The sequence below is a fragment of the Bradyrhizobium septentrionale genome, from assembly GCF_011516645.4.
Taxonomy (GTDB): domain Bacteria; phylum Pseudomonadota; class Alphaproteobacteria; order Rhizobiales; family Xanthobacteraceae; genus Bradyrhizobium; species Bradyrhizobium septentrionale.
The window spans coordinates 129,172-155,737 of record NZ_CP088285.1 but is presented as its reverse complement, the minus strand read 5'-3'; the positions used below and the strand labels follow the sequence as shown (position 1 = coordinate 155,737).

Genomic DNA, 26,566 nt, shown 5'->3' with positions numbered 1-26,566 from the left:
AATCCACCGGGATGTCCACCGGCTTTCCCACGCAAGGCGCCGCCGGTTGCCCACAACCAACCCACAGCTTCTCAACAGACCTGTCCACAGCTTGCCCCCACCGCGCGGTCCGTCATCCGCCCTATGCGAACAGCGCGCGATGGTCGGCCAGGATGGCGCGGGCGGCGTTGTGGCCGGGGGCGCCGGTGACGCCGCCGCCGGGATGGGCGCCGGAACCGCAATGGTAGAGGCCGCGGAGCGGGCCGCGGTAGTCGGCATGGCCGAGCATCGGACGCGCCGAGAACAGCTGGTTCAGCGTCAGCGCGCCGTGAAAGATGTCGCCGCCGAGGAGGCCAAACTGCCGCTCCAGATCGAGCGGCGACAGCATCTGGCGGCCGACCACGGCGGCCGCGAAGCCGGGCGCGTAGCTGTCGACGGTTGCGATCATCAGATCGGCGACCTCCTCGCGATGGTCGTCCCAGGATTTTCCGTCCGGCAGTTGCGGCGCGACGTGCTGGCAGAACAGGCTCGCGACATGCTGGTCCGGCGGGCTCAGCGAGTCGTCGAGCGTCGAGGGGATCAGCACCTCGACGACGGGTGCGCGGCTCCAGCCGAAGTCGCGCGCATCGCGCCAGGCGCGATCCATGTAGCCGAGACTTGGCGCGATGATGATTCCAGCGGTGAGGTGATCGCCGGGGCCGGGCAGCGCGGTGAATGAGGGCAGGGCGCTGAGCGCCACGTTCATCCTGAATGTGCCGGAACCATTCTGCCACCGCGAGATGCGCGCGAGGAATTCGGATGCCAGCGCGCCTGCCGGCACCAGGCGCGTGTACAGCAGTTTTGGATTGACGTTCGAGACGACGTATCTGGCGCGGATGGTCTCGCCATTGTCGAGGATGACGCCAGTCGCGCGATCCTTCTCGACGATCACCTCGCGCACGCCGGCTTCGGTCTCGATCTCGACGCGATGGCCGCGTGCGGCGCGCGCCATCGCCTGGGTGATCGCGCCCATGCCGCCGATCGCGTGGCCCCAGACCCCCTTCTTGCCGTTCACCTCGCCAAACGCATGATGCAGCATCACATAGGCCGAGCCTGCGGCGTAGGGGCTGGCATAGTTGCCGACGATGGCGTCGAAGCCGAACAGTGCCTTGACGAGATCACTCTCGAAACGCTCGTCGAGCATCTCGCCGGCCGAGCGCGTGAACAGATCGAGCAGATCGCGCTGCTGCTCGAGCGACAGCCGCCGCAGGATGTTGGCGGTGCCGAGCGCGTTGAAGGCCTCGCTCATCGCGCTGATGCCAAAGCCCTCGACGAGGTTCGGCGGCGCGCGCAGCACGAATTGCCGCAGCACGTCGGCGATGGCTTCGAGTTCCCCGGAGAACACGCCGATTGCAGCCGCGTCGTGCTGGCTGAGCTTCGCGACCGATTGCTCGGTGCGGCCTTCGCCGGTCAGCAAATAGCTGCCGTCGGGCGCGGGGAGGAAGTTCTGGGCGCGGCGCTCGACGATCTTGAGGCCATGATCGGCAAGTTTCAGGTCAGACATAATCTGCGGGTTGAGCAAACTCACCGTGTAGGCGGCAACCGAATTGCGGAAGCCCGGACAGAACTCCTCGGTGACGGCGGCGCCGCCGACCACCTTGCGGCGTTCCACAACCTTCACCCGCAACCCCGCCATCGCAAGATAGGCCGCGCAGGTGAGGCCGTTGTGTCCCGCACCGATGATGACGACGTCCGTTTCGTTCATGTCCGCTTCAACAAGGTGTGACTATAGCGTTGATTGGCGCCGCAGCGCCGCGTCGTCAAGTCCGCGTGACCGCGGTTTCTTGTCCGTGATACTGCCTTATGCTCAATTCTCCTCCTCCGGTGCGCTGCCGCCGGACCGTCCGCCTCCGGCGCCCGCCGGGTCCATGCCGGAGCTTTCATGACATCTGAGCCGTCCGCCTCGCGAAACCGGCTGGTGCTGGTCGTCTATACCGCCGCGATCTTCGTCAGCGCCCTGTTGCTGTTCTCGGTGCAGCCGCTGTTCACCAAGATGGTGCTGCCGCGGCTCGGCGGCTCGCCGGCGGTGTGGTCGGTGGCGATGGTGTTCTTCCAGTCGCTGCTGCTCGGCGGCTATGCCTATGCGCATCTGCTGATGAAGCTGAACAGCCGCATCGTGCCGATCGTGGTGCATCTGGTGCTGCTCGTCATTGCGTTGCTGACGTTGCCGCTGTCGATCAAGAGCGGCTGGGGCGAGCCGCCGACTTCGGGCTATGCGATCTGGCTGCTCGGCCTGTTCGTGGTCTCGATCGGCCTGCCGTTCTTCGCGCTCGCCGCCAACAATCCGCTGCTGCAGGCCTGGTTCGTGCGCACCGGCCACCCCAATGGCCCCGACCCGTATTTTCTTTACGCCTCCTCGAACATCGGCAGCTTCCTGGCGCTGTTGTCCTATCCGGTGCTGCTCGAGCCGATGTTCACGTTGCGCACCCAGAACCTGATCTGGACCGGCGGCTATGGTCTCTTGATCGTTCTGATCGCGGGTTGCGGCCTGCTGCTGTTGCGATCGCCGGCCAATGCCGGCGCGCTCAACATGCCGGCCGATGATGCCAACGCGCCGGCGCCGTCCTGGCCGCAGCGGGCGCGCTGGATCTTCCTCGCCGCCGTGCCCTCCGGCCTCTTGATCGCGGTGACCGCGCATATCTCGACTGACGTCGCCGCGGCGCCCCTGCTGTGGGTGCTGCCGCTGTCGCTGTATCTCTTGACCTGGGTGCTGGTGTTCCAGTCGCGGCCGCTGCTGCCGCACAAATGGATGCTGCTGGCGCAGCCGCTGGCGATCGCCGGCGTCGTGATCCTGCTCGCGGTCGGCGGCGAGCAGAACCTGCTGCTCACGCTCGGCGGCCATCAGCTCTGCTTCTTCATCATCGCGATGGCTTGTCACGGCGAGCTCGCGCGCACCCGCCCGGCCGCGAAATACCTCACCGGCTTCTATGTCGCGCTGTCGTTCGGCGGGATGGTCGGTGGCTTGTTCGCGGGGCTTATTGCGCCTTTTACTTTCTCGTGGGTCGCCGAATATCCGATCCTTCTGGCGCTCGCGGCGCTGTGCCGGCCGCCCGGCCGCGCCGAGCGGCTGCCGCGCTGGAGCGCCTGGTACTGGCCGTTCCTCGCGGTGCTGGCGGTGGCGCTGATCGCGCCGAGCTATTCGGCCGGCGACATCTTCAACTGGTTCGACGACCGCAGGGTCTGGGTGATCGGCGCCGTCGGCGTGGCCTCGGCGCTATTGGCGCTCGCGCTGAACGCCAATCGCTGGAAGATCTTTGCCACCGTCGTCGTCGCGCTGGTGGTGCTGCGCGCCTATCCGTCCGATGACGGCCGCGTCGAAACCGTGCGCAGCTTCTTCGGCGTGCACAAGATCGTGGTGACGCCGAACGGGCAGTATCACGTGCTGATGCACGGCACCACGATCCACGGCGCCGAGAAGTTCAGGAACGACGACGGCACGCCGGTCACCGGGCGGCCGGAGCCGATCAGCTACTATCACAAGGACGGCGGCATCGGGCAGGCGATCACGGCGATCCGCGAGCGCAAGGGCGCGCCGTTGAAGGTCGCGGTGATCGGGCTCGGCTCGGGGACGCTGACCTGCGCATCACAGCCCGGCGACGACTGGCGCTTCTTCGAGATCGACCAGTCGATGGTCGACACCGCGCGCGACCCGAAATACTTCACCTACATCCAGAACTGCGAGCCGAACCTGAAGCCCGTGATCGGCGATGCGCGGCTGACCTTCGCCAAGGAGCCGGACGGCGTCTACGATCTCATCATCGTCGACGCCTATTCGTCGGACGCGATCCCGATCCATCTCGCCACCGAGGAGGCGATGGCGATCTACAAGCAGAAGCTGGCGCCGCAGGGCGCGGTCGTGATGCACGTCTCCAACCGTCACCTCGAACTCGCCAGCGTCGTGGTCGGCATCGCCGACGCCAACGACATGAAGAGCTGGGTCTACAGCGAGGATTCCGGCCGCGATAACGAGTACATCTTCTCGACCTCGGTGGTGGTCTCGGCGCGCGAGGAGGCCGATGTCGGCAAGCTCGCATCGTCGGATGTCTGGACCGAGACCGAAGCCGACGAGAAGCAGCGGGTCTGGACCGACGATTATTCGAACGTGCTGGGTGCGGTGTACCGCCGCCTGCGCGACGGCGAGCAGTAGGCTTGATCGGTCTTGCCCTAGCGATCCGCTACCAGCAGCTTCGCGATCTGGGAGTTGACTATTGCGACGAACAGCTCGGGATCGTTGAAAGCCCGCGCAGAGAGCATTGCGCCGTGGACCGATGCCATCAGCATTTGAGCCTCATCTTCCGGCCGCTTGTTCAAGTGGAACAAATGCTGCTCTGCGCCGGCCTGCAGCACCGACGTCAGCCATCTCGCCAGATCATGGAAATGAGCCCGGACGCGTGAAGCGACCTCGTCCGGCAACATCGGCATCTCGCCGGCAAGCATCGCGCAGACGCAGAAGGGCAGCGAGGCATCCCGAATGCACGTCTGCCAGAAGTTCAGATAAGACCGCAGCTGTTCGGCCGGGCTCGAGAACTGCTCTTGGAGAGACTTCAGGCCCAGCTCCGCCTGCCGCCTGTAGCGGTCCACCAGCACCGACACCAGTTCAGCCTTGGTCGGAAAGTGATGGTGAATGCTCGCCTTCCTGATGCCGATCGCATCCGCAATGTCGGCATAGCTGAACGCGTTGTAGCCTCCCGCGACGATGAGAGACTGGGCGACGTTGAGAATTTTTTCTGAGGTCGAAATCGTCGGGTTCATAATGGCGCCTACCTTCCAGTAGGTAAGCTTGTCAAGCTATCCCAGCTCTCCCGTCCCACACAAGAAGGTGTCCGGGCGTCGGATTGACTCAAAAGGCATATCTACCTACTAGTAGGAAGGTAAGCGTGGAGCCAGTCAATGCAACAAAGTCACCTTTCGACCCAATCCTCCTGGTTGCGATCGTATTATCTCGGGCGCGGCATATTCTCGATCGCCTGGGTTGCCGCCGCCGTTCTGTTCAGCGGACGACCCGGCGTCACCGCGTTTCTGCTCGTGATCTACCCGGCATGGGACGCCATCGCCAATCTGGCCGACGCCCGGGTCAATGGCGGCCTGCAGGCCAACCCATCCCAGGCATTGAACGTCGCGGTCAGCACGGTAACGGCGCTCGCCGTGATTGTGGCGGTTAGCCACAGCACATATGCCGTGCTGGCCGTGTTCGGAGTCTGGGCGATACTTGCGGGTCTGCTGCAGCTGTACACGGGAGCAAGGCGCTGGCGTCATTACGGTGCGCAATGGGCAATGATCCTGAGCGGCGCGCAGTCGGCCCTCGCCGGTGGCTACATGATCAGCCAATCCATTGGCACCGTCGCGCCAACGATTTTGGACGTCGCTCCCTATGCGGGGTTCGGCGCGTTCTACTTCCTGGTGTCCGCAATCTGGCTCGTTGCGACAGCCTATCGCAACGCGCATGCGTAAGAGCGGCCTCGTCGCATCAGAGAGCACGCAGGCACTGGAGCTTCGGTTCTGATTGAATCAGAACCGAGGCTCCAGCTGGCCGTTCGACCGCCCGTTACCTGTCGTCGGCTGTCGCCGCAGCCTTCTCCTTGTCCGGGCTTGACGCTGCGAGCAGCGGCATCGTCGGCGTGCTCTCGGCATTGTCCTCGTCGAGGAATTGCTCGACCCCGGCCTGGATCGACGACTTGGCGCTGTCGGGGCCGCGGTCGCTGAGGTCGTTGTGCTGGAATTCGGTTCGTACCACCTTGATGCCGAGCCGGGCGCAGGTCTCGTCGTCGGGCACGACGCCCGGATCGGCCTTGAACACCGGGTCCCTGGAGCGGAACGAGAGGATCTTGATCTTGCCGTCGGTGATGAAGGGGACGCGCAGATTGTCCAGCGTCACGACCTTCTTGACCAAATCGGGATGCTGCTTGGCGAAGAACATCGAGATGTCGCCGCCGTTCGAATGGCCGATCAGCGTCAGCTGGCGATAGTTTGCGTTCGGATAGAGCTTCTTGAGCTCGTCGATCGCATACATGATGTTGAAGACGCCGCGATTGTATTGCATGCGGCGGCCGACATATTCCTCGCCGACCTTGGTCACCATCGGCGCATCGCTGTCGAGATCATGCTGGATGCTGACCACGAGGTAGCCGCGCGACGCGAACAGATTGGTGAGGAACGAATACTCGGTGTTCTTGACGGTGTTGCCGTGGCTCAGGATCGCGACCGGCAATTCGATCATCTCGGCCATCGCCTGCATCTGCCGGTCGCGACGGACCGCCACCTCGACCGTGACGTTGCGGTCGTCGCGCAGCACGTCATGGAACGTCAGCATCGTGTGACGGATCGCCCATCGGTCCATCGTGAAATAGCCGGCCATCGCCACGACGCACAGGCAAAGGACAATGAAGCCCCGTTTCATTTCGACCTCTGATACTGCCTACGTGACCCGCGCTTCTCGCCCTGATGTCGTCAGGTACTCCGCGTGAATCGGCCTCCAGAGGCCAAGGCGGGCGCTATTGCCGCCGAATATCGGGCTAATTTTACAATCAGATGACGACGCGACGACGGGCCACGGCGGCCGACGATGCGGGCGCTTTGCAGCGGTCACAAGCGGGTGAGGGGATCGTGAACTGACGGCGCGCGGCGTGCGGCGCCGTCAGTGGATCAGGAGACTGCGTCTCAGTCCTGATAGTTGTTGCCGTAGAAGCCGCGCTGCTGCTGCTGGTAGGACGGCCGCGGCTGGTAATTGCCCTGCGGCGCCGGCGCGTAGCCCTGGTTGCCGTAGTATTGTTGCTGGCCATAGCCCTGCGCGTCGTAGACGCGGCGGCTTGACGGCGGCGCCGGGTAGCGCTGCGCAGTCGAACTGCCGTCGGCCGGATAGATGAAGCCGTCATCGGCGCGGGCCTGCGCCGGATATTCGCGCGGCTGCGGCGTCAGCACGACGGGGTCGCCGGCGGCAGCGGTGCCGTATTGCTCGTCTTGCTGCGGCGCGCGGCGGGCGACGGCGGTGCCGTTGCGCCCACGCGGATTGCGCGCCAGTGCGACCTGGGATGAGCCGGTCAGCGTCACCGTGGTGTTGAGCACGCCTTGCTTCTGGACCAGCGCGTAGAGCGTCGTTGCGTTGTCGCGCGACAGCCGCACGCAGCCATGCGAGGCCGGCGAGCCGAGCCGGTTCACCGAGTCCGTGCCGTGAATCGCGTGTCCGATCTTGGTGAAGAAGATCGAGTGCGGCATCGGCGCGTCGTCGAATTCCTTGGAGTAGTGGTCCTCTTCCATGCGGAAGGCGCGGAAGCTGCCGTTCGGCGTCTCGCGCGAGGGGATGCCGGTCGAGACCGGCCAGTGATAGCGCGCGACGCCGTCGACCGCGACGGTCATCTGCTGGTTGTCCTTGTCGATGGTGATATCGACCTTGGCCTGCGCGGCGCCGGCCGCAAAAAGCATCACGGAAGTGAACGCAATGAGGAACGAACGCATTTTACCTTTGGCCTCCAGGCCTGATCGCGATGCCGCGGCTCTCCGTCCCCGGCAACCAATATGCACGGAATCCGAACTTGGTTCCAGTCGCGGACCCAGGCCATCGTTAAGCGCCATCGTTAATCCCGCGCACGGCGCAAACAAGGCCGAAGCCGGGCCTGCCGGTCGCGGCGGCCTGACTTTTTCGCGAGCGGGCCGCGACGATGCCAGCAATTGGCCGCCAACACGCAACCATCTGGCCGCATGGGCGTTTCACAATCCCGCCCCGGCGGCGCGATCGCGCCGAGCTTCAAGGAATCCAGATGAACAACACCAAGGTTAAGACCGCGGCCGTCGTCCCCGCCGGCCTCTCCGCGCGGATCCTGCTTGCGGCCGCAGCCCTCGCTTTGGCGCTGGTGGCAGTCCCCCATGCCGGCCATGCCCAGGGCATCGTCCGTGGCGCCCATGAGGGTGCCTATGAGGGCAACCGGGTCGCCGGCCCGGTCGGCGGCGTGGTCGGTGGCGCCGTCGGCGCCGGTGTTGGCGGCGCCATGGGCGCGGTCAAAGGTGTGTTCGGCATTCCGGATCGCGGCTACCGCCGCGGTCACCGCTGCCGCGGCTATTACCGCCACGGCCATTTCCATTGTTATTGAGACGGTGACCGTCATTCCGGGGCATGCGACTTGTCCGCCGAAGCTCGAAGAGCGAAGGCGGAAGCATGAACCCGGAATCTCGAGATTCCCCGATGCGCGATTGCGCATCTGAGGTTCGCGCTAAGGCGCGCCCCGGAATGACTTGCTTTCGCAAGTCAGTTCTTCAGCCCATAGCCAGTCCTGAAGATCCACGCCACGATGGCCATGCAGGCCACCAGGAATCCCACGGTCATGCCGAGACTCAGCGCCACGCTGACATCGGCGATCTCGTAGAAGCTCCAGCGGAAGCCGGAGATCAGGTAGACCACGGGATTGAGCAGCGTGATGGTGCGCCAGCCCGACGGCAGCATGTTCACCGAATAAAAGCTGCCGCCGAGGAAGGTCAGCGGCGTCACCACCAGCATCGGGATCATCTGCAGCTTCTCGAAGCCGTCGGCCCAGATGCCGATGATGAAGCCGAACAGGCTGAAGGTGACGGCGGTCAGCACCAGGAAGGTCAGCATCCAGACCGGATGCTGGATATGCAAAGGCACAAAAAGTCCGGCGGTCGCCAGGATGATCAGGCCGAGGATGATCGACTTGGTGGCGGCGGCGCCGACATAGCCGATCACGATCTCGAAATAGGAGATCGGCGCCGACAGGATCTCGTAGATCGTGCCGACGAATTTCGGGAAGTAGATGCCGAACGAGGCGTTGGAGATGCTCTGCGTCAGCACCGACAGCATCACGAGCCCCGGCACGATGAAGGTGCCGTAGCTGACGCCCTCGACCTGGGTGATGCGCGAGCCGATCGCGGCGCCGAACACCACGAAATACAGCGAGGTCGAGACGACAGGCGAGACGATGCTCTGCAGCAGCGTGCGCCAGGTGCGCGCCATTTCGAACAGATAGATAGCCCGGATTGCGCGGTAGTTCATGGCGCCCTCACGATGCTGACGAAGATGTCTTCGAGGGAGCTCTGCCTGGTATCGAGATCGGAGATGCGGACGCCGGCATTGCGGAGGTCGCTGAGCAGGCTGGTGATGCCGGTGCGGTCACCCTTGGTGTCGTAGTCATAGGTCACCGCGCGGCCGTCGTCGGACAATTCGAGATGGTAGGCGGCAAGCGCGGGCGGAACGGCGTCGAGCTTGCTCTGCAGATGCAGCGTCAGCTGCTTCTTGCCAAGCTTCTGCATCAAGGTCGCCTTGTCCTCGATCAGGATGATCTCGCCCTTGTTGATGACCCCGATGCGGTCGGCCATCTCCTCGGCTTCCTCGATGTAGTGCGTGGTCAGGATGATGGTGACGCCGGCAGCCTGCAGCGTGCGAACCACTTCCCACATGCCCTTGCGCAATTCGACGTCGACGCCGGCGGTGGGCTCGTCGAGGAACAGGATCTGCGGCTCGTGCGACAGCGCCTTGGCGATCATCACACGGCGTTTCATGCCGCCGGACAGCGTGATGATCTTGTCGTCCTTCTTGTCCCACAGCGACAGGTCGCGCAGCACCTTCTCGATATGGGCGGGATTCTTCGGCTTGCCGAACAGGCCGCGGCTGAAGCTGACGGTCGCCCAGACCGATTCGAACGCGTCGGTGTGCAGTTCCTGCGGAACCAGCCCGATCATCGACCGCGCCGCGCGATAGTCGCCGATGATGTCGTGGCCGCCGATCGTGATGCGGCCCTCGCTCGGATTGGCGATGCCGCAGATGATGCTGATCAGCGTGGTCTTGCCGGCGCCGTTCGGCCCGAGCAGCGCGAAGATCTCGCCACGGTTGATATCAAGATTGATGCCCTTCAGCGCCTTGAAGCCGGAGCCGTAGGTCTTCGAAAGATTGGATACGGAAATGATCGGCGACATGAAGGATCGAAAGCGTGAGGGAGGGGCGCGCGCGGATTGGGGCCCGGGCGGGGCGGGATGCGGGTCAAGCGCAGATAGGAACGCATATTCCGTTCCGCAATCACCCGGCAGCGCAGAAACTTATTCTGCGGCGTGGCGGAAAAGCCGCGCTAGTGCCTCTTGGCTGGCTTCGCCGGCTTCTTGGCGGCTGCCGCCGGCGCCGGGTGCGCGGGCGGCTCGTCGGCGACTTTCGCGACCAGCATGATCTGCAGTTGGTTGTTGACCGGCGCGTTGGGGCGGGCGGGGTCGAGCAACTGCTCTTCGCCGAGCCCGACCGATTGCAGGCGCTTCGGCGCGATCTTGAAGGTGTTGACCAGGATGTCGCGGATCGCGTCTGCGCGCCGCTGGCTCAGCAGCACGTTGTTGTCGCGCCGTCCGGTCGATTCGATGTGGCCGACGATCAGGAATGTGTAGGGCAACAGCGAGGAATGCGTCAGCGCATCGGCGATCCGTCCGACCGTCTGATACGATTCCGGCATCACGATCGGCGTGTCGACGTCGAACGCGATGTCGGCGTTGAACGCCGGCAGCTTGGTCAGGTCGGGAGCGATCGGCGGACGCTTTTGCGGCGGCGGCTCGTTCTTCAATCGTGACTTCGATCGTTCGAGCGTCTGCTGGCGCAGCGCGGTGACATCGATCGCGGCGTCGGTCTCGAAATGATTGAGCTTGGCGATGACGTCGTCGCGCGTCACCGCGGTCTGCGCCTGCGCGAGCGGCGCCGCCAGCAGCGTCAGCGCGCCGAGCAGGCCCAACAGGCCAAGATCGCGCAACAGGAGCGTCGACCGCCGCATCATTGATACCCCGCGTCATTGATCGCCTGGGCGCAATTGCGGCTGACGCCCTTGGCTGCGACGAGGCAGGGCACCGCCTTGCTGGTCTCCTTGGTCGAGCCGTTGCAGACCTTGACGATCTCGCGGGTGCAGGCGTTTGCCACCGTTACGCGCGCCGCGATCCGCTTCTGGATCGTATCGAGTGTGGAGAAGTACGTCTCCTTGCACTGCGGCGATATCACGTCGCGGTTGCGCGACAGGCACTCCTTGAGGCGAGTGGCGTCGAGATTGACGCCGCGGCAGTTGGCGGTGATGTCAGCGCCGCAGGCCTTGGCGAGCTGCGCGGCCGAATCGCCAAAGCTCATCGTCTCCGCGACCGCCAGCGACGGCGCAGTCAACGCGATGACAAAAAGGAAAAACCCTCCCCGGACCATGGGGCCATCTCAACCCGTGAATTCAACTGGGGTCAAGAGCTACGAACAGGGAAGGCCGCCAAGGAAGGCAGCTATGTCACACCCGTTCCACAAAGCTGTCGACCACCTTCTTCTCGCCGGCCTTTTCGAAGGCGATGGTCAGCTTGTTGCCGTCGATCTTCACCACATGGCCGTAGCCGAATTTCTGGTGAAACACCCGGTCCTCCAGCGAGAATTCCGATACCGTGCCGGTGGATTTCGCCACCAGCTCGCCTTCGATCACCATGGGGCCGCGCTTGCTGCGATTGAAGCCGCCCGAGGAGCCATCGCTCCGCGAACCTGAAAATGACGATTGCCGCTCCTCGAAGCCGCCGCCGCTGCGCCCCCCGCCGCCGCGGCCGCGGTTGGCCTGGGCGCGCTGCCAGCCCGGGGTCGAGTAGCTCGAGCCGAATGATTCGAGGTTGTCGAAGCGCGAGGCGCCATAGCCGCCGCTGCCGCCCCAGCCCGAGCCGCCCTTGGATTCGGTGATCTCGACATTGTGCGCCGGCAACTCGTCGAGGAAGCGCGAGGGGATCGTGGTCGACCAGGTGCCATGGATGCGGCGGTTGGTGGCGAAATAGATCTTGGCGCGGCGGCGGGCGCGGGTCAGCCCGACATGGGCGAGGCGGCGCTCCTCCTCGAGCCCGGCGCGGCCCTGTTCATCCAGCGTGCGCTGGCTCGGGAACAGGCCTTCCTCCCAGCCCGGCAGGAACACGTTGTCGAACTCCAGGCCCTTGGCCGAATGCAGCGTCATCAGCGACACCGCCTCGTCGCCGGCTTCGCCGTCGCGGTCCATCACCAGCGAGATATGTTCGAGAAACCCTTGCAGGTTCTCGAATTCCTCCATCGAACGCACCAGCTCCTTGAGGTTGTCCAGGCGGCCTGCGGCGTCAGCCGAGCGGTCCTTCTGCCACATCTCGGTATAGCCGCTCTCGTCGAGCACGATCTCGGCGAGCTCGGTATGCGAGACAACCTCGCGCTGGGCGCGCCAGCGGTCGAACTGCATGACGAGATCGCGCAGCGAGCCGCGCGCCTTCGGTTTCAGCTCGTCGGTGTCGACCACGGCGCGCGCCGCCTCGAACAGCGGAATGCGGCGCTTGCGGGCATGGTCGTGCAGCAGCTGCACGGTGGCGTCGCCGAGGCCCCGTTTGGGCACGTTGACGATACGCTCGAAGGCGAGATCGTCGGCCGGCGAGTTGATGGTGCGCAGATAGGCCAGCGCATCGCGGATTTCGGCGCGCTCATAGAATCGGGGGCCGCCGATCACGCGATAGGGCAGGCCGAGCGTGACGAAGCGGTCTTCGAACTCGCGCATCTGGAACGAGGCGCGCACCAGGATGGCGACGTCGTTGAGGTTTTCGCCCGCGCGCTGCAACTCCTCGAGCTCCTCGCCGATCGCGCGCGCTTCCTCTTCCGAATCCCAGGAGCCGGTGACGGTGACCTTCTCGCCGTCGACATCCTCGGTGCGCAGCGTCTTGCCGAGCCGGCCTTCATTATGCGCGATCAGATGCGAGGCCGCGGCCAGGATGTGGCCGGTGGAGCGGTAGTTGCGCTCGAGCCGGATCACCTTGGCGCCGGGAAAATCGTGGTCGAAGCGCAGGATGTTGTCGACCTCGGCGCCGCGCCAGCCATAGATCGACTGGTCGTCGTCGCCGACGCAGCAGATGTTCTTGAGCGGCGCAGAGGGAGCGGCCAGCGCGGGCTGTGCGCTTGCTGCTTGCTTTGCGGCCGCATCATCGATCGGACCCGGAATCACCGCCGACAGCGGCAGGCCGGGCTGCGACGGCGCCTGCGACAGCAGCCGCAGCCACAGATACTGCGCGACGTTGGTGTCCTGATATTCGTCGACCAGGATGAACTTGAAGCGGTTCTGGTACTGCCGGAGCACATCGGGGTTCTCGCGGAACAGCCTGATGTTCTCGAGCAGCAGGTCGCCGAAATCGGCGGCGTTGAGGATCTTCAGCCGCTCCTGATAGGTCGCGTAGATCTTGCCGCCCTTGCCGTTGCCGAACGAGGCGGCCTCGCCCGACGGCACCTGCGACGGCGACAGCCCGCGGTTCTTCCAACTGTCGATCAGGCCGGCCAGCATCCGCGCCGGCCAGCGCTTGTCGTCGATGTTCTCGGCCTGCAGCAGCTGCTTGAGCAGCCGCACCTGGTCGTCGACGTCGAGCACCGTGAAGTTGGACTTGAGCTGCACCAGCTCGGCATGGATGCGCAGGATGCGGCCGCCGATCGAGTGGAAGGTGCCGAGCCACGGCATGCCCTCGACCGCCTGGCCCAGCATCTGGCCGAGCCGCAGCTTCATCTCGCGTGCCGCCTTGTTGGTGAAGGTCACCGACAGGATCTCGTGCGGCCGCGCGCGGCTCTGGCTCAGGATATGCGCGATGCGCGTGGTCAGCACCCGCGTCTTGCCGGTGCCGGCGCCGGCGAGCACCAGCACGGGGCCGTCGAGCGTCTCGACCGCCTCGCGCTGCTCCGGATTGAGGCCGTGGAGATATTGCGGACCGGCAGCCGCCCGCGCACGCGCGGCGATGCCCCCAGCCACCGGCTGGTGCTCGGGAACGCCGTGAGGGGGCAATTTGCTCGGCTCGGTCATCAGCGAATCGTCTCGGCCCCACGATGGCACCGTGGGACGGTGAAGGGGAGCCTTCTTAACAGGGATTGAGGGGCATATAGGGCCTGATCGGCCGTTTTGACAGGTTTTATCGCGGCTGCTTGGAACGGTTTCGGCAGCAGCGCACAACCGGCCTGGTTCCTGAAATCGGCGAAAATTTCGCGGTTTCGCGGTCAGGAACCAGCGTTTCCCCGCAGGATTGTTTCAACAAGTTCGGCGCCGGGCAGAGGTCCGCGCCGGCAAAACGAGCAAGGAAACGAAGCGGAGGTTTGATCATGCTGAGCTGGGTCGTCACATTCCTGGTCATCGCCCTGATCGCCGGCATTCTGGGCTTCGGCGGCATCGCCGGCGCCTCGATCGAAATCGCCAAGGCGATCTTCTTCATCGCCATCATCCTGTTCCTGGTGTCGGCGGTGGTCGGATTGGCGCGCGGCCGCACGCGAGTTTAGCGAAGCGCCAAAATCTACTTCGCCGAGGGCATCGCCACGTTGCGGCCGATGCCCTCGGGACGCGGTACGCCCGCATAGCTCTCCACGATCGCCCGGGCGCGTGCCTGGATGTCAGGCGGAAACGGCGCCACCTTGCGCGCCTCCATGTCGATGTGCAGCGTGAGGTTTTCCGAGGTCGCCGAGAGCCAGCCCTCGGTGGCGTGGCGCAGTTCCTCGAAGGTGTGCAGCCGCTTCTCGTCGGCGCCGAGCAGGAAGACCGAGACCTGCACGGGATCGCCGAGATGAATCTCCCGCAAATAACGGACGTGGCACTCGGCGGTGAAGGTCGAGCAGTGGCGCGCCTTCATGTAGGCCGGCCCGATGCCGAGCTGCAGCCACATCTCGTCGATGGCGCGGTCGAACATCACGTTGTAGTAGGCCATGTTGAGGTGGCCGTTGTAATCGATCCATTGCGGCTCGATCTGCATCAACGAGGATTTGAACGGGGCCGGCGGGATCGGCATCTCGCTCGCGGCAGTCACTGACGTCATGATCCATCCCTGGTCTGTTGGCGTTCGAGCATGAGCTTTTCTGTGACTCCGGCGGCCACTTTTTCAAGTCCGGCTCTCTTGACCCCTTATACAAGCTTTGCCACGGTCGGCTAAAGCCGGGAGGAAATTTGACGTGGCGACAACGATTTCGAGCAATTTGACGGGACCTGAGCCGCAGGCCCTGAAGCGCGCGATCGACGCGCTGGCGGCACGGTTCGGCAACCGGCTCGTCACGTCTTTGGCCGTGCGCGAACAGCACGCCCATACCACCACATGGCTGCCGAACCAGCCGCCGGATGCGGTGGTGATGGCGCAGGAGACGGCTGACATTCAGGACGTGGTACGGATCTGCGCCGCAAATCGGGTGCCTGTCATCGCGTTCGGCACCGGAACCTCGCTCGAGGGCCAGGTCAATGCGCCGGCGGGCGGCGTCTGCATCGATCTGCGCGACATGAACAAGGTGCTCGAGGTGCATGCCGAGGATCTCGACTGCGTGATCCAGCCCGGCGTGACCCGGAAGGCGCTCAACGAGCATCTGCGCGATCAGGGCCTGTTCTTTCCGATCGATCCCGGCGCCGACGCCTCGCTCGGCGGCATGACCTCCACCCGCGCCTCCGGCACCAACGCGGTGCGCTACGGCACCATGCGCGAGAACGTGCTGGCGCTGAAGGTGGTGCGCGGCGACGGCGAGATCATCACCACAGGCACGCGGGCCAAGAAGTCGTCGGCCGGCTACGATCTCACCCATCTGTTCATCGGCGCCGAAGGCACGCTCGGCATCATCTCCGAGCTTACCATCAAGCTGCGCGGCATTCCCGAAACGATCGCAGCCGCCGCCTGTTCGTTCGAGACGGTGCGCGGCGCCTGCCAGGCGACCATCCTCGCGATCCAGACCGGCATCCCGGTCGCCCGGATCGAGCTGCTCAACGCCGAGCAGGTGAAGGCCTGCAACAGTTATTCGAAACTGTCGCTGCCGGAGACGCCGCTGCTGCTGCTGGAATTCCACGGCAGCGAGGTCGAGGTCGCCGAGCAGTCGAAGAATTTCCGCGACATCGCCGCCGAATGCGGCGGCGGCGACTTCTCCTGGACCACCAAGCCGGAAGACCGCACCAGGCTGTGGCAGGCCCGGCACGACGCCTACTGGTCGGTCAAGGCGCTGCGTCCCGGCGACCGCATCGGCGTCGTCGCGACCGACGTCTGCGTGCCGATCTCGCGGCTTGCCGACTGCGTCACCGAGACCGAGGACGATCTGAAGCGGCTCAATCTGCTGTCGCCGATCGTCGGCCATGTCGGCGACGGCAATTTCCACTGCTCGCTGGTCTGCGACATCGACAACAAGGACGAGATGGCGCGTGGCGAGGAGTTCATGCATCGCCTTGTCGAACGCGCGCAATCGATGGGCGGCACTTGCACCGGCGAGCACGGCATCGGCCAGGGCAAGCAGAAATATCTGAAGGCCGAGCTCGGGGTGGAGGCGCTCGACGCGATGCGGGCGCTGAAGCAGGCGCTCGATCCGCAGAACATCTTCAATCCCGGAAAGATCGTCCCCGCCGCCTGAGGCTTCATTACTCAGCAGCGCAGTATCCGCGAGCGGTTGCGCGCCGCGATCGCGCGGAACTTTTCGGTCCGTCCGGCGTCTTTCCTGTGCCGTAGTGTATTGGTGCGGAGCGAGACAGAAGTGATCGGACGAGCAATCGGAATTGTAGGAATTGCGGTCATGATCGTTGCCATGGCGCTGTCGGGCGACGCGATCGCCCGCGGCGGCGGACACGGTGGCGGCCATGGAGGAGGCCATGGTGGCGGTCACGGGCACGGCGGTGGCCATGGACATGGTGGTGGCCATGGATATGGCGGTGGTCATCGACATGGCGGGCATGGCTTCGGCCACATGCATTTCGGCGGCAGCCATCATGGCGGGTTCGGCCGTTCGCACGCGATCCCGCGATCAGGCTTCGCCGGCCATGGCGCGTTCGCGTCGCGCGGGGCGGCCAATTTCGGCCAGCGCGGCAACATGCGCAATGCGTTCAACTCGCTGTCGCGCAACGGCGCATTGCGCAACGGCCGGCTGTTGAGCAACCCGGCGGCGCGTGCGCAGATCGCCGCGGCCGCGGCGCTCGCCGGCTGGCACGGCGGGACGGTTGCCAGCGGCTGGTGGCAGCATTCGGGCGGCGGCTATGGCTGGGTCGGCCCGCTGTTCTGGCCGTTCGCCTACAACGACATCTATGACTACGCGGTCTGGGGCGACGATCTCGGATTCTGGGGCTACGGCTATCCGGACATCTATGCCGGCATCTTCGGTCCCTATGGTTATGACGATCTCAGGAGCTATCTGCCCGATCGCAGGCCGGGCCGCCGATATCGCGGCGGCGGGCGGATCGAAGAGATGTGCGGCAATGACAGCCGCTCGATCGCCGGCCTGCCGGTGGATCAGATCGCGGATACCGTGCAGCCGACCGAGGCGCAGTTGGCTGCGCTCGGCGAACTCGGCGAAGCGTCGCTTGCCGCCGCCCGCACCATTCGGGCGGCATGTCCTGCGCAGGTGGTGTTGACCGCGCCGAACCGCCTCGCCGCCATGCAGCAGCGGATCGAAGCGATGGTGACGGCAGTCGCAACCGTCAGGCCGCCGCTGGAAAAATTCTACGGCCTGCTCGACGACGAGCAGAAGGCGCGGTTCAACGCGCTCGCCGACAACCAGCGCAAGGACGCCGCGGCGCGCGATCCCAAAGGTGATCAGAACGCGGCGGTCGCCCGGAACTGCGGCGCTGCGCAGGGTGCCGCGCAGGATTGGCCGACGAGCGAGATCCAGGCCCGGATGCAGCTCAACGACGCTCAGCGCGCAGCGCTCCAGGCGCTGCAGGACACCAGCGCCGATGCAGCCCGCAAACTGAAGGCGGCGTGCCAGGCCAACGAGGCAATGACCCCGCCGGCGCGTCTCGCCTCCGTTGCCAAGCGGCTCGACGTCATGCTGCAGGCCGTCAAGGATGTCCGCGCCGCGCTTGAGAGTTTCTACGCCACCCTCAGTGACGAGCAAAAAGCGCAGTTCGAGGCGATCGGGCCGCAACGATCGGCTTGATGCGCGTGTGACATCACATCACTTGCCGGATCGACTGCTCCGGTGTGGCCATGATGCCATAGCGCGCATCTCGCTTTGCGCCCGGAGGACTCTGCGGTTCACAGGTTGTGCCAAGGCCAGCTATGCTCGCCGCGCTTTCGGGGTACGGCGATGTGGATGTTCAGCAAGGCCAAGCGCAAAGACATCTGGGATGATCCCGTCGAGCAGCCGCTCGGCGATATCGAGGCTGCGCAGCGGATCCGCGCGATCTGCCGCGATGCCGCCGGCTGCGCCGAGGCGGTCGGCGCGCCCGACAAGCGTTCGCCGAACAAGCATCAGGTCGAGCGTGAGCGCTACGAGCGTGCCGCCAGGACCGCGATGGAGATCGCGATGAAGATAACCGACGAGATGATGCGGGATTCCGCGGTGCGCGAGATCGTCAGCCTCTGCATGAAGGCCAACAACATCAAGACGGGGCGGGCACTGTTCCGCGCCATCCACACCAATTCCATCAAGGCGGACGTCCTGAGGGAGCATCCGACGCTCGAGGGCGAGCCGTCGCCAGGCTAGCTCGGGCCCAGCGTCCGCACCGCTTCATCGACGCTGCGGAAGACGTGATCCCGCGGCAGAACCGCGTAGAGATCGAAGCGCTCGAACGCGTCCTGCGCGCGCGTGGATTCGAGCCGCGCCACCGCCACCGTCACGCCGTCATCGCGGCATTCGCGAAACAGATCGCGCAGCGCCTGCGCCGCCGTAAAATCGATCTCGATCATGCCGCTGGCCTCGATCACCAGCAGAAGCGGCTTCGGCGTCGCCGTGCCGATGGTCTTGAGCACGTCGCTGTGAAAGCCTTCCGCGTTGAGGAACGACAGCGGCGCCTGCAGGCCGACGACGGCAATGCCGGGCTTGCGCTCGCCGGTGACGTGCGGACCCGTCGGCCACCAGATCGTGGTGCCCGATACGTGGACGAATTCCACCAGCTGGCCCCGCGTCGTGGTCCAGATGCCGTGCAGCAGCGACAGTGCGATGCCGACCGCGACGCCTTGCTCGATCGGCAGCACGATGATCGCGGCGGCCGTCGCCAGCACCAGCAGGAATTCGTAAAACGACTGGCGGAAGATCGCGACGATCTGTTTCACGCGGATGATGCGCAGCGCCACGAACAGCAGCACGCCGCCGAGCGCAGCGTCAGGCACGTGTTTTAGCAGCGTCGCGCCGAAGGCGAGCAGCGCGAGCACGATTGTCGCGGCGAACAGCCCGGCGAGCTGCGTGCGTCCGCCGGTCTCCGAGACGATGCCGGTGCGCGGCGGACTGGCGTTGACGGGGAAGGCGCCGAACAGGCCGGACAAGAGGCTGCCGGCACCGGCGCCGAGGAAGTCGCGATCGACGTCGGCCGGCTTGTCCGGATCCGACAGAAACGAACGCGTCGTCGCCGCGGTCTGCACCATGACCACGATGGCGATCAGGATTGCCAGCGACAACAGTTTGATCCATCGCTCCGGTGCGATGTCCGGAAATGACGGCTTCGGCAGCGACCCCGGCACGATGCCGACCACCTTGACGCCCTTGCTTTCGAGATGGCCGGCGATCACGGCAATGGTGGCCACGACAAGGCCGATCAACGCGCCTGGAATGCGCGCGCTGATCTTCTCCGATCCCGCGACCAGCGCCAGCACGCCGAGGCCGATCGCCAGCGTATAGAAATTTGTTTGGCCGATCTCTGCAGCGAGAACCCCGAGCTTGTACAGCGTCGGCCCGTCCGGCGTGGTCAGGCCGAGCACGCCCGGCAGTTGCGAGACCAGGATGTGGACGGAGATGCCGGCGAGGAAGCCGACTGTGACCGGCGTCGACAGCAGATTGGCGACCCAGCCGAGCTTGAACAGGCCGCCGGCGATCATGATCGCGCCGACCATCAGCGCCAGTGCCATCGCCAGCGACTGATAGTCGGGCGAGCCGGCGGTCGCCATCAGCGCGAGGCCGGCCGCGAAGATCGGCGTGATCGTGGAATCGGCGCCGCAGGACAGGTAGCGGTTGGCCCCGAGCATCGCAAAGCCGAGCGAGCCCGCCATGAAGGCAAAGAAGCCGATCTGCGGCGAGAAGCCGCCAAGCCGCGCGGTCGCCATCTGCTCCGGGATCGCGATCGCGGCAAGCGTCAGCCCGGCGATCAGGTCGCCGGGCAGGTCGCTCGGCCGGAACGCTTTAAGCGAACGGAAGACCGGCCAGCTGGCGCGTGTCGGATGATCCTGGCCCATCGGTCTCCCACGTGGATTGCCGCGATTTTTGAATATTCGGACATCGCGAAGCCAATAGCCAGCGGACAGGGGCCTGTGCAGGCGCGAAGCGCATCAGCCGATGTATTGCAGCGCCGGAAAAGTCTCCAGCAGCCAGACGCTGACGTTGGAGACCGCACCGGTCAGGAAGCCGATGCCGGTGACCACCATCAGCACGCCCATCACGCGCTCGACGGTGTCGAGATGGCGCTTCATCCGCGCGAACAGCGAGGAGAAATGCTTGATCATGAAGGCGGCGAGCAGGAAGGGGATGCCGAGCCCGGCGGAATACACCGCGAGCAGGCCGGCGCCCTTCGTCACCGTGGCCTCCGAAGCCGCAATCGAGAGGATCGCCGCCAGGATCGGTCCGATGCAGGGCGTCCAGCCGAACGCGAACGCAAGGCCCATGACATAGGCGCCCCACAGCCCGACCGGCTTGGGCGCGGTCATGCGGCCCTCGCGCATCAAGAGGCCGATCCGGGTGATGCCGAGGAAGTGCAGGCCCATGATGATGATGACGATGCCGGCCAGGATCGAGAGCTCGGCCGACCAGGCGCGCACCAGCCCGCCGACCAGGGAGGCGCTGGCGCCGAGCGCGACGAACACCGTGGAGAACCCGAGCACGAACATCAGCGCCGCCATCATCACCGCGCGCTTGGAGGCCGCGGTGGCGCCGTCCTGGTTGACCTGCTCGATGGTCGCACCGGTCAGGTAGATCAAATAGGGCGGCACCAGCGGCAGCACGCAGGGCGACAGGAAGCTGACCAGACCGGCGATCAGGGCTGCCGGGATCGAGACGTCGTGCATCAATGAAACCTTCGAAGAATAGTCCCTCTGTCTTGGCGTCTGCGCCGCCAACAATCCAGAAGTTTCGTCACCGATACCTTCAACTATGGTCACAGGACCGTGTCCGGGCGCACCGGTGGGCATTGGAACGGCACCTCGGTGGCGTACTCGAAAGCGCGCGAAGGTTTGCCAGCTCGCGGAAAATGGCGCTATCGTTCGCGGATTGCGCGGCTGGTCGGACGATGGCGTGATGCGAGGGCGGTGACAAGCAAGCCCAGTCTCGCCGGGGAGAGCACGAAGTAAGCCGTAACCCATCGCGCAGGGAAAGCCGGAGTGTTTCCGGTTACACCTGTGGTCCTACCCCCCGAGCTTTCTACCCATTGCTCGGGGCCCATGGGTGCGATCGGCACCCGGCTTTCCCTGCGCCCTCTGCAAAAGGAGGGCGAAACGAGATGCAAAGCTCGGACGATTCATGTCGCGAGAACGCGAAGCTGTGTCCCCACCCACACTGTCATCGCCCGGCTCGCCGCCTCCGCTAAAGCTACGGCGCGCCCGAGCATCTAGGCCTCGTCGAAGCCTTGGCGTAGACGGGACCGGGCGATCCAGTACGCCGCGGCCCCTCGGCTCAAGCACTAGCGTCTCTGGAATACTGAATCGCCCGGTCGAGCCGGGCGATAACGCCGAGCAAGTTGTTTGACAGGTTGAAATCGAGAACCATCCTCGTGGTCGTCCCTGCTTTCGCAGGGACGACGATGGGGAGAGAGTTGTGCGCTCATCACCGCTTGCGCGCGCCTTTGCCCGCCGGCGTCTCGAACTCGCGGCCGCGAATCCGCACCAGATCGTCGGCCGAATTCGTCAGCAGCACTTCCGTCGCCGCGCGCGCCGCCTCGGCCTCGCCGGCCGCAATCGCATCCAGCACAGCGCGGTGCTCGCGCAGCGCGCGCGGGCGGTGCGAGCCGGGTGCGGCGATCGTAAAACTCTGGCGCAGCGTGATCTCGAACATCTGTGCGATCGGCCAGAAGAACTCGTTGCGGGTCGCAAAATAGATCGCCTGGTGGAACATGATGTCGGCGGCGACGAAGTCCTCGTTGGTCTTGGCCGCGTCCATGCCGTCGCAGCCGGCGCGAATGCGGGCGATGTCGTCCGCCTCGGCATGGGTCGCCGCCAGCGCTGCGGCGGCGGGCTCGACTGCGGCGCGCAGCTGGAACAGCTTGGCCAGATAGCGATCGATCTCCGCGGTCTCGAGGTGCCAGCGCAGCACGTCGGGATCGAGCTGGTTCCACTGCTCGGGCGGCCGCACCCGCGTGCCGCTCTTGGGGCGCGACTCGATCAATCCCTTGCCGGTCAGGGTGCGGATCGCCTCGCGCACCACGGTGCGGCTGACGTCCATCATCTCGCAGATCTGCATCTCCGGCGGGAGCGTCTCGCCGACGCCGATATCGCCGCGCACGATGCTGCTGCCGACGCGGTCGGTGACCTGGCTGTGCATGCTCCGACGCAATGCGTTGGATGTCTGGAACATCGGAAGCCTCGCTGCGGTTGGTGCCTGCGCCGCCGCCGCGCCGCGCTCTTGCACAACCGTATCTGATTTGTCATACATTATGACAAATAGGCTGCCAAGCTCACGCCGTTCAGGCGGGCGGCCAACACAATAACGATCCGTTCCTGGGGAGGAGCACCATCATGACGACGAACCGGGTCAGCCGCCGCATTGTGCTGCGATCGTCGGTCACGGCCGCGGCATGGCTTGCCGCCGCGCCCGCCATCGTCGGCCGCGCCGAGGCCGCGACCCTGAAGATGCGATGCTCGTCGTCGCTGCCGAACGATCCCAAATACGCCAACGGCCGCGTCTACTACGACAATCTGGTCAAGAGCCTGAAGGCGAACGGGCTCGGCGAGCAGATCGACGTCACCTTCTTCCCCGACAACCAGCTCGGCCAGGAGATCGACGTCATCAACTCGGTCAAGCTCGGGGTGATCGACCTGATGGTGTCGGGCTCGTCGATTTCGGCGAATCTGGTGCCGCTGGTCGGCACCTTCGACCTCGGCTACCTCTTCACCAGCTATCAGCAGCAGACCAAGGCGTTCGACGCCGGCGCGGCCAAGCCGATCGAGGATGCGCTGCTCAAGGGCGCCAGCATCCATATCATCGGCTGGGCCTATAATTTCGGCGCGCGCAGCGTGCTGGCGAAGAAGCCGGTGAAGACGCCGGAAGATCTCGCCGGGTTGAAGATCCGCACGCTGCCCAATCCGATCATCACCGAATGCCTGCGGCTGATGGGTGCTGCGGCGACGCCGCTGGCGTTCGGCGAGATCTATACGGCGCTGCAGGCCGGCGTGCTCGACGGGCTCGAGCACGATCCGCCGACCATCCTCGCCAGCAAGTTCTACGAAACGTCGAAGCACTATGCGCTGACCCAGCACATCTTCTCGCCGCTCGCGGTCTATTTCAGCGACACCAGCTTCAACCGCATGGTCCCCAAGCTGCGCGAGGGCTTCCTCGACGCGGCGAGCAAGGCCGCGATCGATACCCGCGCGCACGGCCTTGCGGTGGAGAAGGAGGCGCTGGCGACCTTGGCGGAGAAGGGCGTCACCGTCGTCGAATGCGACAAGGAGGCGTTCCGCAAGCGCGTGCTGCCGCAGACCGACAATTTCATCAAGGCGCGGCCCGAGGCGAAGGCCGTTGTCGATCTGATCCGCGCCACCCAGGCCTGAGGTCGGCGCATGTCGGTCGCCGCAGTCGCGCCCAGAAGCAGCGCTGAGCGGATCACGGCGCCGCTGCTCGCCGTCAGCGATGCGATCGCCGCGATGCTGCTGGCTGCTGATCTTGTGGTGGTCTGCGCGTCGGTGCTGGCGCGCTTCCTGTTCAACGCGCCGGTCGAGTGGTCCGACGACGTCGCCCGCGGCCTGATGGTCGGTTCGAGCTTCTTCGGCGCGGCCAGCGCGCTGGCACGCAGCGAGAATCTCGGCGTCGCCTTCTTCGTCGACATGCTGCCGCCGGGCGTGCGGCGGGTCGTCGATGCGGTCGGTGCGCTGCTTGCCGCCATCATCGCCTTCACCGTTGCGTTCAACGCCATCAAGATGGGCTGGCTCACCACCGGCCAGACCTCCGGCTCCGGCCTGCCGCTGGAATGGACGTTCTATCCGATGGGCGTCGGCGCTTCGTTCATGACGGTCTTCGCGTTCGAGACGTTCTGTAGCCGCCCGCTCCGCGACATGGTGGCCGGCATCGTCGCGACGGCCGTCATCGTCGGCCTCTATCTGGCCTGGGATGCGCTGGCGCCGTCGTCCGTGCCGTCGTCGCAGGCGCTGATGCTGGTCGGCTTCTTCCTCACGCTGTTCGGCGGACTGCCGATCGGCTTTGCGCTGGCGCTGGCGGCGCTGATCTTCATCTGGGTGGAGGGCACGCTGCCCGGCGTGATCTTTGCCCAACAGATGGCGCGCGGCATCGACAATTTCGTGCTGCTGGCGATCCCGTTCTTCATCCTGGTCGGCTATTTGATGGAAGCCAACGGCATGTCGGTCCGGCTGATCGAGCTGCTGCAGCGTGCGGTCGGGCGCATGCGCGGCGGGCTTAATGTCGTGATGGTGATGTCGATGGTGCTGTTCTCAGGCATCTCCGGCTCGAAGATGGCCGATGTCGCCGCGGTCGGTTCGGTGTTGATCCCCGCGGCGCGCCGCTCGCGGCAGAATCCGGGCGGGGCCGTAGCGCTGCTCGCGGCTTCCGCTGTGATGGCGGAGACCATTCCGCCCTGCATCAATTTGATCATCCTCGGCTTCGTCGCCAATCTCTCGATCGGCGGACTGTTCGTCGCCGGCATGCTGCCGGCCGCGCTGATGGCGCTGGCGCTGATCGCGGTCTCGATCATTTTCGGCAAGCGTCCCGCCGCGAATGTGGAGGCGGAGCCGCGCGCCGCGGTGTCGGGACTGTGGACCGGCGCGATCGCCTCGGTTGGGCTGATCTTCATGATCTTCTTCGGCTTCAAGAGCGGCTTCGCCACCGCGACCGAAATCTCGGCCTTTGCGGCGGTCTACGCCATCGCCGTCGGCAGCCTGTTGTTCCGCGAGCTCGGCGCGAAGAGCCTCGCGCACTGCTTCGTGCAGTCAGCTGTTCGTTCGGGGCTGGTGCTGTTCATCGTTGCCGCCGCACAGTCGCTGGCCTTCATCCTGACGCTGCAGCAGGTGCCGCACGCGGTCGGCGACCTCATGCTGGCGATCTCGGGCAGCCATGGCGTCTGGCTGTTCATGCTGCTGTCGATCGCGGTGCTGGTGGTGATGGGCTCGGTGCTGGAGGGCGCCGCGGCGCTGATCATCTTCGGGCCGCTGCTGCTGCCGGTCGCCGTCAAGCTCGGCATCGATCCCCTGCATTTCGGCGTCGTGCTGGTGATCGCGATGGGGCTCGGGCTCTTTGCTCCGCCACTTGGCCTTGGGCTCTACGGCGCCTGCCTGATCGGCAATGTGCCGATCGAGCAGACCGTGAAGCCTATCGCTGGGTATCTCGGCCTGCTGTTGCTGTGCCTGCTGGTGATCGCCTTTGTGCCCGCGATCAGTACGGCCTTGCCGCATGCGCTTGGATATTAGGGGAAGATAAGCGTGAAGGTACTGCTCGCACACACCCCGCAAATGCGCCGCGACTATTACGGCGAGCGCAGCCTGAACGGCCTGCGCGCCGTCGCCGACGTCAGGCTGCACGAGGGGGACGAGGCGCTCGATGCGGCTGCGCTGGTCAAGGCGTCGGCCGATGTCGACATCATCGTCGCCGATCGCATGACGCAGGGGCCCGGCGAAATCTTCCCGCTTCTGCCGAAGCTCTGCGCCTTCGTGCGCTGTGCGGTCGATATCCGCAACATCGACGTCGGCGCGGCATCCGCGGCCGGCGTGCTCGTGACGCAGGCAAGTGCCGGGTTCGTGCAGTCGGTCGCCGAGCTCGCGCTCGGCTTCATGGTCGATCTGTCGCGCGGCGTCTCACGGGCGACCGCGGACTACCATGCGGGCAGGGCGCCCGAGGTCGCGATGGGCCGCCAGCTTGCGGGAAGCACAATCGGCATCATCGGCTATGGCAGCATCGGGCGCTATCTTGCCGGGATCGCAAAAGCGCTCGGGATGAACGTGCTGGTCGCCGATCCCTTCGTGACGCCAGATGATGCCGCGATCCGGCATCTGCCGCTCGACGATCTCCTGGCAAGCGCCGACTATGTCGTCTGTCTCGCGATTGCCAACGCAGAGACCGAGAATTTGATCGGGCAAGCCGCATTGGCGCGGATGCAGAAGCATGCATTCTTCATCAACCTGTCACGCGGCAACCTGGTCGATGAGGCGGCGCTGGCGGCCGCACTACGCGATGGCCGCATTGCCGGCGCGGCGATCGATGTCGGCCGTGCGCCCGACCAGATGCCGACGCCGGAGCTCGCGAAGCTGCGCAATGTGATCGCAACGCCGCATGTCGGCGGCCTGACCCCGCAGGCGATCGAGCATCAATCCTCGGAAACCGTGCGCCAGGTCGCGAAGATCATTGCCGGCGAGATACCTGTCGGCGCTGTCAATGCCGAGCGCTGGACGCGGCGGCCGCGGCCATGAAAGTTCGACTGATCCCAATGCCGTCCGCGGGGCTGGACAAGACCTTTACATCCAGCTCAAACTTGATCCTGCAAAACCGCGGCCCCCG

At 65.3% G+C, this 26,566-nt stretch carries 23 protein-coding genes; 10 read left to right on the top strand and 13 right to left on the bottom strand.

All coding sequences use genetic code 11. The annotated features are described in order from the left end of the window. Window positions 1–121 precede the first annotated feature (121 nt). Window positions 122–1,723 carry a phytoene desaturase family protein gene (locus HAP48_RS02675; protein ID WP_166214984.1) on the bottom strand — a complete coding sequence of 534 codons (1,602 nt, stop codon included), beginning with the start codon at window positions 1,721–1,723 and terminating at the stop codon, window positions 122–124. A gap of 177 nt (window positions 1,724–1,900) precedes the next feature. Between HAP48_RS02675 and HAP48_RS02670 the strand changes: the two genes are divergently transcribed. Next, window positions 1,901–4,165: a fused MFS/spermidine synthase gene (locus HAP48_RS02670; protein ID WP_166214986.1), complete on the top strand. Its 2,265-nt coding sequence runs from the start codon at window positions 1,901–1,903 to the stop codon at window positions 4,163–4,165. Between the two features lie 17 nt (window positions 4,166–4,182). Here the strand turns inward: HAP48_RS02670 and HAP48_RS02665 are convergent, their stop codons facing one another. Continuing rightward, a complete protein-coding gene (locus tag HAP48_RS02665) occupies window positions 4,183–4,770 on the bottom strand; it encodes a TetR/AcrR family transcriptional regulator (RefSeq protein ID WP_166214988.1) in 588 nt (195 codons plus the stop codon). A 138-nt stretch (window positions 4,771–4,908) separates the two neighbouring features. On the opposite strand from HAP48_RS02665, the gene HAP48_RS02660 reads away from it, so the two are divergent. Further along, complete coding sequence (locus tag HAP48_RS02660) at window positions 4,909–5,469, top strand: DUF308 domain-containing protein (protein WP_166214990.1); 561 nt, start codon at window positions 4,909–4,911, stop codon at window positions 5,467–5,469. Between the two features lie 94 nt (window positions 5,470–5,563). Here the strand turns inward: HAP48_RS02660 and HAP48_RS02655 are convergent, their stop codons facing one another. Together HAP48_RS02655 and HAP48_RS02650 are read right to left on the bottom strand one after the other, a co-directional pair. Then, on the bottom strand, window positions 5,564–6,415 hold the full coding sequence (locus tag HAP48_RS02655; RefSeq protein ID WP_224496890.1) for an alpha/beta fold hydrolase: 852 nt from the start codon (window positions 6,413–6,415) through the stop codon (window positions 5,564–5,566). A 260-nt stretch (window positions 6,416–6,675) separates the two neighbouring features. Further along, window positions 6,676–7,470: a L,D-transpeptidase gene (locus HAP48_RS02650; protein WP_166214992.1), complete on the bottom strand. Its 795-nt coding sequence runs from the start codon at window positions 7,468–7,470 to the stop codon at window positions 6,676–6,678. Window positions 7,471–7,772: 302 nt separating this feature from the next. On the opposite strand from HAP48_RS02650, the gene HAP48_RS02645 reads away from it, so the two are divergent. Beyond that, the gene (locus HAP48_RS02645; protein WP_166214994.1) at window positions 7,773–8,102 is read left to right on the top strand and encodes a hypothetical protein; all 330 of its coding nucleotides are present in this window, start codon (window positions 7,773–7,775) and stop codon (window positions 8,100–8,102) included. A 155-nt stretch (window positions 8,103–8,257) separates the two neighbouring features. On the opposite strand, the gene HAP48_RS02640 is transcribed toward HAP48_RS02645, so the two are convergent. The 5 genes from HAP48_RS02640 to HAP48_RS02620 all read right to left on the bottom strand — a co-directional run bounded on the left by HAP48_RS02640 (window position 8,258) and on the right by HAP48_RS02620 (window position 13,796). After that, complete coding sequence (locus tag HAP48_RS02640; protein WP_166214996.1) at window positions 8,258–9,019, bottom strand: ABC transporter permease; 762 nt, start codon at window positions 9,017–9,019, stop codon at window positions 8,258–8,260. Next, entirely contained in the window at window positions 9,016–9,939 is a 924-nt protein-coding gene (locus tag HAP48_RS02635; RefSeq protein WP_166214999.1) for an ABC transporter ATP-binding protein, read from the bottom strand. Before HAP48_RS02635 ends, HAP48_RS02640 begins: the two co-directional genes overlap by 4 nt. A gap of 149 nt (window positions 9,940–10,088) precedes the next feature. Next, window positions 10,089–10,769, bottom strand: a complete 681-nt coding sequence (locus tag HAP48_RS02630; RefSeq protein WP_175612366.1) for an OmpA family protein — start codon at window positions 10,767–10,769, stop codon at window positions 10,089–10,091. After that, window positions 10,769–11,182, bottom strand: a complete 414-nt coding sequence (locus tag HAP48_RS02625) for a hypothetical protein (RefSeq protein ID WP_029078878.1) — start codon at window positions 11,180–11,182, stop codon at window positions 10,769–10,771. Before HAP48_RS02625 ends, HAP48_RS02630 begins: the two co-directional genes overlap by 1 nt. Window positions 11,183–11,258: 76 nt before the next feature. Beyond that, window positions 11,259–13,796, bottom strand: a complete 2,538-nt coding sequence (locus HAP48_RS02620; RefSeq protein ID WP_176399256.1) for an ATP-dependent helicase — start codon at window positions 13,794–13,796, stop codon at window positions 11,259–11,261. A 293-nt stretch (window positions 13,797–14,089) separates the two neighbouring features. Between HAP48_RS02620 and HAP48_RS02615 the strand changes: the two genes are divergently transcribed. Then, complete coding sequence (locus HAP48_RS02615) at window positions 14,090–14,263, top strand: DUF1328 domain-containing protein (protein ID WP_021077209.1); 174 nt, start codon at window positions 14,090–14,092, stop codon at window positions 14,261–14,263. Between the two features lie 14 nt (window positions 14,264–14,277). Here HAP48_RS02615 and HAP48_RS02610 read toward each other — a convergent pair whose 3' ends face one another. Beyond that, window positions 14,278–14,766 (bottom strand): thioesterase family protein, encoded by a 489-nt coding sequence (locus HAP48_RS02610; protein WP_166217039.1) that lies wholly within the window; start codon window positions 14,764–14,766, stop codon window positions 14,278–14,280. A 160-nt stretch (window positions 14,767–14,926) separates the two neighbouring features. Between HAP48_RS02610 and HAP48_RS02605 the strand changes: the two genes are divergently transcribed. The 3 genes from HAP48_RS02605 (at window position 14,927) to HAP48_RS02595 (ending at window position 18,415) form a co-directional block, all read left to right on the top strand. Next, window positions 14,927–16,351, top strand: coding sequence for an FAD-binding oxidoreductase (locus HAP48_RS02605; RefSeq protein ID WP_166215004.1), 1,425 nt, complete (start codon window positions 14,927–14,929; stop codon window positions 16,349–16,351). Window positions 16,352–16,510: 159 nt separating this feature from the next. Then, complete coding sequence (locus tag HAP48_RS02600) at window positions 16,511–17,866, top strand: Spy/CpxP family protein refolding chaperone (RefSeq protein WP_210292786.1); 1,356 nt, start codon at window positions 16,511–16,513, stop codon at window positions 17,864–17,866. Between the two features lie 150 nt (window positions 17,867–18,016). Further along, the gene (locus HAP48_RS02595; protein WP_166215008.1) at window positions 18,017–18,415 is read left to right on the top strand and encodes a hypothetical protein; all 399 of its coding nucleotides are present in this window, start codon (window positions 18,017–18,019) and stop codon (window positions 18,413–18,415) included. Here the strand turns inward: HAP48_RS02595 and HAP48_RS02590 are convergent. From HAP48_RS02590 to HAP48_RS02580, 3 genes are all read right to left on the bottom strand, one after another. Next, the gene (locus HAP48_RS02590; RefSeq protein WP_166215010.1) at window positions 18,412–20,097 is read right to left on the bottom strand and encodes a SulP family inorganic anion transporter; all 1,686 of its coding nucleotides are present in this window, start codon (window positions 20,095–20,097) and stop codon (window positions 18,412–18,414) included. The two genes, HAP48_RS02595 and HAP48_RS02590, sit on opposite strands and share 4 nt — an antisense overlap. 93 nt (window positions 20,098–20,190) lie before the next feature. Beyond that, on the bottom strand, window positions 20,191–20,922 hold the full coding sequence (locus tag HAP48_RS02585; RefSeq protein ID WP_175612367.1) for a cytochrome c biogenesis CcdA family protein: 732 nt from the start codon (window positions 20,920–20,922) through the stop codon (window positions 20,191–20,193). A gap of 754 nt (window positions 20,923–21,676) precedes the next feature. Next, a complete protein-coding gene (locus HAP48_RS02580; protein WP_224496888.1) occupies window positions 21,677–22,423 on the bottom strand; it encodes a FadR/GntR family transcriptional regulator in 747 nt (248 codons plus the stop codon). 161 nt (window positions 22,424–22,584) lie between these two features. Here HAP48_RS02580 and HAP48_RS02575 point away from each other — a divergent pair, with 161 nt between their 5' ends. Genes HAP48_RS02575 through HAP48_RS02565 form a run of 3 tightly spaced genes read left to right on the top strand, consistent with a single transcriptional unit; the run spans window position 22,585 to window position 26,478 of the window. Next, on the top strand, window positions 22,585–23,616 hold the full coding sequence (locus HAP48_RS02575) for a TRAP transporter substrate-binding protein (protein WP_166215016.1): 1,032 nt from the start codon (window positions 22,585–22,587) through the stop codon (window positions 23,614–23,616). Between the two features lie 9 nt (window positions 23,617–23,625). After that, window positions 23,626–25,482, top strand: a complete 1,857-nt coding sequence (locus HAP48_RS02570) for a TRAP transporter large permease (RefSeq protein ID WP_166215018.1) — start codon at window positions 23,626–23,628, stop codon at window positions 25,480–25,482. A gap of 12 nt (window positions 25,483–25,494) precedes the next feature. Then, complete coding sequence (locus HAP48_RS02565) at window positions 25,495–26,478, top strand: NAD(P)-dependent oxidoreductase (protein WP_166215020.1); 984 nt, start codon at window positions 25,495–25,497, stop codon at window positions 26,476–26,478. Window positions 26,479–26,566: the final 88 nt, after the last annotated feature.